The following is a 7,278-nucleotide window of genomic DNA, read 5'->3' as shown; positions in this document are numbered from 1 at the left end:
TCGCTGCCGTTATTTCGAACCCCAACCGGACAAGCCGCATCTCTGCATGGCTGGACCCTTCCAGTGCCGGGACAGCCGAAGGGCTTGGCTACCAGGGCGCTCAGGCAACCTACGGCCTGGCCGGAGGAGGCATGTTCGGCGAAGGAATGGGCCAGAGCCGGCAGAAGGTCCACTGGATACCGGAAGCCCATAATGACTTCATCTTCGCTGTCCTCGGCGAGGAGCTCGGGTTCATCGGCGCGGCAGTTGTCCTCATCCTGTTCGCGACCCTGGCTTTCGCGATCTACCGGATCGCAACCCTGTCCGGCGACTTCTTCGTCACCCTGGTGTGCGGTGGTGCGCTCGTCTGGATCCTGGGACAGACAGTGCTCAATATTGGAGTGGTCACCGGGCTGGTTCCGGTCGTGGGCATACCGCTGCCGTTCATTTCCTACGGCGGATCATCGATGATCTCGCTCCTGGCGCTGACAGGAGTGCTCCTCTCGTGCTCCCGGCACTCCGAAAAAATGGCGGCACGGACCGGACGGATCGCGCCGGCTACATTCTGACGATCATCTTTCCGGTGTTCACCCCGCGCATCATGGCCAGGAAGGCCCGGACCGTATTGTCGATACCCTCGACGACGGTTTCATCGAACACAACGTCGCCGTTCGTGAGCCACTGGACCATCCGCGCCGCGAATTCCGGTTGCAGGTCCTGGTGGCGCGTCACAGTGAATCCCTCGAGCGTGAGGTTCTTGGTGATCAGCTGTCCCAGATTGTCCGGTCCCGCAGGTGTGCCGGTGCTGTTGTAGCGGGATATTGCGTCGCACAGTGCGGCACGTCCGCCGGAATTCAGCGCATCGACGGCGGCCTCGAGATGATCGCCTCCCACGTTGTCTAAGTAGACGTCGATGCCTTTCGGGGCCGCAGCGGGCAGCTGATCCCGGACGGGCGCGACCCGGTAGTTGAATGCGGCGTCGAAGCCGTACTTCCCGGTCAGCGCCGCAACTTTATGCGCTGAGCCGGCAGAGCCGATCACGCGCCGGGCGCCCAGCAGGCGGGCGACCTGCCCGGCCACGCTCCCCACCGCTCCTGCCGCGGCGGAGACGAACACGGTCTCGCCCTTCTGCAGCCCGGCGATGCGGGTCAGGCCGACGTACGCGGTGAGTCCTGTGGTTCCCAGTGCGCCGAGATAGACGGAGAGGTTCAGGCCGGGAAGGTCACTGATCTTCGTGAACCCCCTGGCGGGACCCTGCGCAACGTCGCTCCACCCGGAGAAGTGGAGGACGGCGTCACCCTCGCGGAAGGCATCACTGGTGGACCCGGTGACCCTGCCCACCGCTGTCCCGCTGATGGCCTCGTCCAGGCTGAACGGCGGGATGTAGGACTCGACGTCGTTCATCCGTCCCCGCATGTAGGGGTCGACTGAAACGAACTCATTGGCCACCCGGACTTCGTTCCGGGCCAGCGGCGGCAGGTCAAGCCTCACCGTGTTGAAGTTGTCCTGCGTCGGCCATCCGGTGGGACGGGATCGCAGGTGGATCTGCGTACTGGAGACCATGGCTATGGAGTGCCCTTCTGCTGGCGGGCGGCGAACGGCGGGCCCTGGTGCGGCGTCAGCGGTTGAGCGGTGACATGTCGGCGTACCGGTCGCCGGCCGGAGCGGCAACGCTGTCGAGTGCCGCGAGCTGCGCATCGCTGAGGACGAGTGCATCCGCGGCAACGTTCTCCTCGAGGTACCGGATCTGCTTGGTCCCTGGAATCGGCGCAAGATCACTGCCCTGAGCCAGGAGCCAGGCCAGCGCCACCTGCCCCGACTTTGCGCCCAGTTGACCGGCGACGGCGTCGACCTGCTCCACGATCCGGATGTTCGCCTGCAGGTTCTCCCCGGCGAAGCGGGGGTTGCTGCGGCGGAAGTCCGACTCGTCAAGCTGGTCGACCGACCGGATGGTCCCGGTGAGGAATCCTCGGCCGAGGGGGGAGTAGGGGACGAAGCCGATCCCCAGTTCGCGGACGAGTGGAAGGATCGCCTGCTCGGGGTCCCGGGACCACAGGGAGTACTCGGTCTGCAGGGCTGTCACCGGGTGAACGGCGTGTGCGCGCCGAATCGTGGCGGGAGCGGCTTCCGACAGGCCGATATGCCGGATCTTCCCCTCCTGCACCAATTCCCCGAGCACACCCACGGTTTCCTCGACCGGAACGTCCGGGTCCATGCGGTGCTGGTAGTAGAGGTCGATGTAGTCGGTGCGCAGTCTCCTGAGGGAGCCCTCCACCGACAGGCGCACGTTCGCCGCGCTGCCGTCGACGCCCACCGCGTCGTCCGCGGTGTGCCGGATCGTACCGAACTTCGTGGCGATCACGACGTCGTCGCGCCTGCCCGCGAAAGCCCGGCCCAGGAGCTCCTCATTGGCATACGGCCCGTACACTTCAGCCGTGTCGAAGAAGGTGACGCCGAGTTCAAGGGCCCGGTGAATCGTTGCCAGCGCACCGGCGTCGTCCCTGCCGCTCCCCGTGTAGAAGGCCGACATTCCCATGCATCCCAGCCCCAGCCGCGACGCGTCCAGTGATGAACCCAACGTTACGTGCTTCGTGAATCGATGCCTTGCTCTCCGTCGATACCCCGAATCCACCCTAGACCAGCACCCCTCCTGCCTGCCTTCGGATCTTCGAGCCTTCCGGAGCCCCGGAGGGAGTGGTAGGCCTGCCGGAATTCCTCCACCGTCCGCACGGTTTGAGGGAGTATGCCTTTCCCCACCACCAGGTTCTCAATTCTCGATCGAGCCAACGCGCGGAGAGGATCCTCGGAAGCGGATGCACTGGGCGCGGTGGTGGAGCGGGCCGAGCGGGCCGAGGCGCTGGGCTACCACCGTTTCTGGGTGGCGGAGCATCACGGAGTCCCCGGGATCGTAGGTTCCGCGCCTGCCGTGCTGATGGCGGCGATCGCAGCCCGGACCGGGACGATCCGGGTGGGTTCGGGAGGAATCATGCTTCCGAACCATCAGCCACTGGTGGTCGCCGAGCAGGCGGCCACTCTTGCGGCGCTTCATCCCGGACGCATCGACCTGGGTGTAGGACGCTCGATCGGATTCACTTCCGCCGTCCGGGACGCGCTTCGCAGCGGCGAGGAGGCTTCGGACCGGTTCGAGGCCGACGTGCTGGAGCTGCTCGCCTACCTGTCCGGTTCCGCAGCCATCACCGCCCGCCCCCGGAACCACTCCGCGACGCCGGTATTCGTCCTCGCGACCGGCGCGGGAGTCCAGACCGCCGCAAGGGCCGGGCTCGGCGTCGTCATCGGCGGACCGGCACTGTCCCGGCGGAATTCCAACGGGACAATTCCGGCGGTCGAGCAATACCGTGCCCACTTCCGGCCGTCGGCGTGGCGGGACACGCCGTTCGTTATGGTGTCGGCGGACATTGCCGTCGCGGACACCTCCGAGGCTGCGCTGGAGCAACTGCTACCCGAAGCCCATGCCATGGCCATGGCAAGGACTCGGGGCGAATTCCCTCCCCTCGAACCGATGGCGCGCGGGGAATACGCCTCAGTGTCCGCCAGGGAGAAGAAGCTGATGGACGATTTTCTGGCCACGTCGGTTCACGGCACGCTGCCGGAGGTTGAGAGGAGGCTGGAGCAGCTGCTGTCGGGTACCGGAGCCGATGAAGTGCTGGTCAGCGGCGGCGCTTACGATCAAGGGGCGCAGAGGAGGTCGGATGAGCTGCTTGCCGCTCTTTTCGCGTAGTGTCCCACCATGACCGCACATCCAGCTCCAGTGGCTCCCCCTGAGTTCACGCCGCTCGAGCGGCAATCAGTCCTGAGAACACTGCGCACACCGCGCCTCCTGAAGACCGAGGTCCTTGCCGGCCTGGTCGTCGCCCTCGCTCTCATCCCCGAAGCCATTGCCTTCTCCATCATCGCCGGAGTAGACCCTCGTCTCGGGCTCTTCGCGTCCTTCACCATGGCCGTCAGCATCGCCTTCCTCGGTGGGCGCCCCGCGATGATCTCAGCAGCAACGGGAGCCGTGGCCCTTGTGATTGCCCCACTGGTCGCGAGCCACGGCGTCGACTACTTCATCGCCGCCGTCATCCTCGGGGGCGCCTTCCAGGTCATCCTCGGCGTCTCGGGTGTCGCCCGGGTCATGAGGTTCATTCCCCGCTCCGTCATGGTGGGCTTCGTCAACGCTCTGGCCATCCTGATCTTCCTGTCCCAGGTGCCCGAACTGCTCGGCGTCCCCTTCCTCGTCTATCCCATGGTCGCCGCGGGCCTGCTCATTGTGTTCGGCCTCCCACGGCTGACGCGGGCTGTACCCGCGCCGCTGGTCGCCATCGTCGTCCTGGCGGTGTTCGCCGTCCTGACGAACGTCCTGGTTCCCACGGTGGGCGACAAGGGCGCGCTGCCGGAGAGCCTGCCCTCCCTGTTCTTCCCGAATGTGCCGCTGACCGTCGAAACGCTCCAGATCGTCGCGCCCTTCGCCCTGGCGCTGGCTGCCGTGGGCCTGCTCGAATCGCTGATGACCGCGAAGCTCGTCGACGACATCACCGACACCCGCTCCGACAAGACCCGCGAAAGCTGGGGGCAGGGAGCGGCGAACATCATCACCGGGTTCTTCGGCGGCATGGGCGGCTGCGCGATGATCGGCCAGACGATGATCAACGTCAAGGCTTCCGGTGCCCGCACCCGGATCTCCACCTTCCTCGCTGGACTCTTCCTGCTCGTTCTCGTGGTCGCCCTGGGCGACATCGTGGCCATCATCCCCATGGCAGCCCTCGTCGCCGTCATGATTTTCGTGGCGATCGCCACCTTCGACTGGCACAGTGTCCACCCCGCAACGCTCAGGCGCATGCCCAAGAGTGAAACCGCCGTCATGCTGTCCACGGTGATCACGGTGGTGTGGACCCACAACCTCGCCATCGGCGTCGGCATCGGAGTGCTCGTGGCCATGGTCGCGTTCGCCCGTCGTGTTGCGCACTTCGTCACTGTCGAACGCACGGAGCGGCACCAGGACGGCGAAAGCACAGCCACCTATACGGTGAACGGCGAGCTCTTCTTCGCCTCCTCGAACGATCTCTACACCCAGTTCGAATACGCCACCGACCCCCGCCGGGTGGTCATCGACCTGCACGGATCACACCTGTGGGATGCCTCCACCGTTGCAGCGCTGGACGCGATCCAGGAAAAATACCGCCACTGTGGAACCGCAGTGGAGATCATCGGCCTTAACGATGCCTCCGCCCTCATGCGGAAACGGCTCGGCGGGAAGCTCGGCGCCGGGCACTGACAGGGAAGGCCGATGTGAGGCGGAGCGTGCGACGGCGTCCGGAGTGAGTGTTGAGAAGTGCTAGAATAAGAAGACTTGCCTGCGCACGTGCCGGTTCTCACCGGTGGTTTGACGCGCGGCATGCGTCGATGAACGCTTTCTTTTGTCCCGCAAGATGCTCCCAACAGCGTGAGCGCGGTGGACACTGTCTGACTTTTCTTCGGCGAACCCCTGTGCCAACCGGCGCCGGGGAAGATGAGAAGAAAGTTCGTGCTAACTACATGACTACTTTTGCTGCCCTCGGTGTGCCCAAAGCGCTGGTTGAAAACCTTTCCGCACAGGGAATCACCGAACCATTTCCGATCCAGGTCAAGAGCCTCCCTGACACCCTTGCCGGACGCGACGTCCTCGGCCGGGGCCGGACGGGATCCGGCAAAACCCTCGCTTTCGCGCTTCCCATGGTCGCCCGGCTGTCCGAGCAGGAAGCGGCCTATCGCCGCAAGCCGGGCCGTCCCCTGGCCCTGGTGCTCGCTCCCACCCGCGAGCTGGCCACCCAGATCAACAACACGATCGAGCCCCTGGCCAACGTGCTCGGGCTCAACACCACCGTCATCTACGGCGGCGTGTCCCAGCAGCGCCAGGAGAAGGCCCTCCGCGCCGGTGTCGATATCGTCATCGCCTGCCCCGGCCGTCTTGAAGACCTCATGCGCCAGAAGCTGATCACCCTTGAGTCGGTGGAGATCACCGTTCTGGACGAGGCGGACCACATGGCCGACCTCGGCTTCCTGCCCGTCGTCAAGAAGTTGATGGACACCACTCCGGCCGAGGGTCAGCGACTGCTGTTCTCGGCAACGCTGGACAACGGCGTGGACAAGCTCGTGAACCGCTACCTGACGAAGCCGGTCACCCACTCCGTGGACGACCCGCAGGCAGCGGTGACCACCATGGAGCACCACGTCCTGCTCATCGGGGACCAGACGCAGAAAAAGCAGCTGATCGTCCAGCTGGCGTCGGGAACCGGACGCCGGTTGCTGTTCATGCGCACCAAGCACCACGCCCGGAAGCTGGCCAAGACACTGACCGACGCCGGCATCCCAGCCGTCGACCTCCACGGGAACCTGTCGCAGAACGCCCGCGACCGCAACCTCGCGGAGTTCTCGACCGGCGATGTGCGCGTCCTGGTGGCCACGGACGTCGCAGCCCGCGGTGTGCACGTGGACGACGTCGAGCTCGTGGTCCACGTCGACCCGCCCACCGAGCACAAGGCGTACCTGCACCGCTCCGGACGTACGGCGCGCGCCGGCTCCTCAGGAACCGTCGTCACGATCACCCTGCCCGAGCAGAAGTCCGAAGTGCAGAAGCTGATGCGCGCCGCCGGTGTCGACGTCGCGTTCGAGAACGTGAAGGCAACCTCGCCGCTGGTGGGCAAGCTGATCGGCGATGTCGCAGAGAAGATCGATCCGCGCACCCGTGCTGCCCTGCTCGCGCAGCGCGAAACCCAGCGCGGCGACGGCAGCTCCACCGGAGCCAATGCCGAGCGCAAGCGTGCGCGCCGCGGCGCCGCGGCTCCCGCACCGGGCGGTCGTGGTGGCCGTGGTGGCCGCGGGCGCGTCGCCGCCGAAGCTTCCTCCAGCAACCGTGCCGAGCGTCGCAAGGATCAGCCGCAGGCTCCGCGGTTCGGTTCCGACGCCAACGGCGGAACAGGCGGCAGTCGGCGTCGTCCGGCCGACGCCGGAGCCTCGTCGTCCTCCGAGAACGGTGCGACCCGCACCCGCCGGCCGGCTGCCGGCCAGCGTGCAGGCGATGTCGCTCCGCGGCGTCCCGCCGCGGCAGGCAGCGGTCAGGCAGCAGGCGGGCAACGTTCCCACGCAGCGCCCTCGGCCGGCCGCTCCGACGCCGCGCGTCGGCCGAGCGGCTCACGCCGTGCAACCGCTCCGGCGTCGAACGACCGCCGCCCCCGCTAAGCACTCGAAAAGCGCTCCTTCCTTCCCGGGGAGGAGCGCTTTTTTCATGCCTGAAGCCCACACTCCGGGTTCCTGGGGAAG

6 protein-coding genes are annotated in these 7,278 nt (G+C 66.4%); 4 read left to right on the top strand and 2 right to left on the bottom strand.

Going from position 1 to position 7,278, the window contains the following annotated elements; genetic code table 11:
* The coding region (locus Y704_RS19425) for an FtsW/RodA/SpoVE family cell cycle protein (RefSeq protein WP_162149376.1) at positions 1 to 548 on the top strand (548 nt) is incomplete at its 5' end.
* On the opposite strand, the gene Y704_RS0106440 is transcribed toward Y704_RS19425, so the two are convergent.
* Entirely contained in the window at positions 538 to 1,542 is a 1,005-nt protein-coding gene (locus tag Y704_RS0106440) for an NADP-dependent oxidoreductase (protein ID WP_026549505.1), read from the bottom strand. The genes Y704_RS19425 and Y704_RS0106440 overlap by 11 nt on opposite strands.
* A 55-nt stretch (positions 1,543 to 1,597) precedes the next feature.
* Positions 1,598 to 2,557, bottom strand: a complete 960-nt coding sequence (locus Y704_RS0106435) for an aldo/keto reductase (RefSeq protein ID WP_035771836.1) — start codon at positions 2,555 to 2,557, stop codon at positions 1,598 to 1,600.
* Positions 2,558 to 2,722: 165 nt separating this feature from the next.
* On the opposite strand from Y704_RS0106435, the gene Y704_RS0106430 reads away from it, so the two are divergent.
* From Y704_RS0106430 to Y704_RS0106420, 3 genes are all read left to right on the top strand, one after another.
* The gene (locus Y704_RS0106430) at positions 2,723 to 3,718 is read left to right on the top strand and encodes an MsnO8 family LLM class oxidoreductase (RefSeq protein WP_026549503.1); all 996 of its coding nucleotides are present in this window, start codon (positions 2,723 to 2,725) and stop codon (positions 3,716 to 3,718) included.
* Between the two features lie 9 nt (positions 3,719 to 3,727).
* Positions 3,728 to 5,254, top strand: a complete 1,527-nt coding sequence (locus tag Y704_RS0106425; RefSeq protein ID WP_051476763.1) for a SulP family inorganic anion transporter — start codon at positions 3,728 to 3,730, stop codon at positions 5,252 to 5,254.
* Positions 5,255 to 5,514: 260 nt separating this feature from the next.
* Complete coding sequence (locus tag Y704_RS0106420; protein ID WP_026549501.1) at positions 5,515 to 7,197, top strand: DEAD/DEAH box helicase; 1,683 nt, start codon at positions 5,515 to 5,517, stop codon at positions 7,195 to 7,197.
* Positions 7,198 to 7,278 lie beyond the last annotated feature (81 nt).

Origin of the sequence: Arthrobacter sp. Br18, from assembly GCF_000520555.1 — a bacterium.
GTDB lineage: Bacteria > Actinomycetota > Actinomycetes > Actinomycetales > Micrococcaceae > Arthrobacter_D.
The sequence above is the reverse complement of the archived record's forward strand: the minus strand, read 5'-3'. Positions and strand labels throughout refer to the sequence as shown.

Coding starts and splice junctions, on each gene's coding strand:
- Y704_RS0106425 (WP_051476763.1), top strand. CDS start 3,728: ATGACCGCACATCCAGCTCCAGTGGCTCCCCCTGAGTTCACGCCGCTC.
- Y704_RS0106420 (WP_026549501.1), top strand. CDS start 5,515: ATGACTACTTTTGCTGCCCTCGGTGTGCCCAAAGCGCTGGTTGAAAAC.
- Y704_RS0106440 (WP_026549505.1), bottom strand. CDS start 1,542: ATGGTCTCCAGTACGCAGATCCACCTGCGATCCCGTCCCACCGGATGG.
- Y704_RS0106430 (WP_026549503.1), top strand. CDS start 2,723: ATGCCTTTCCCCACCACCAGGTTCTCAATTCTCGATCGAGCCAACGCG.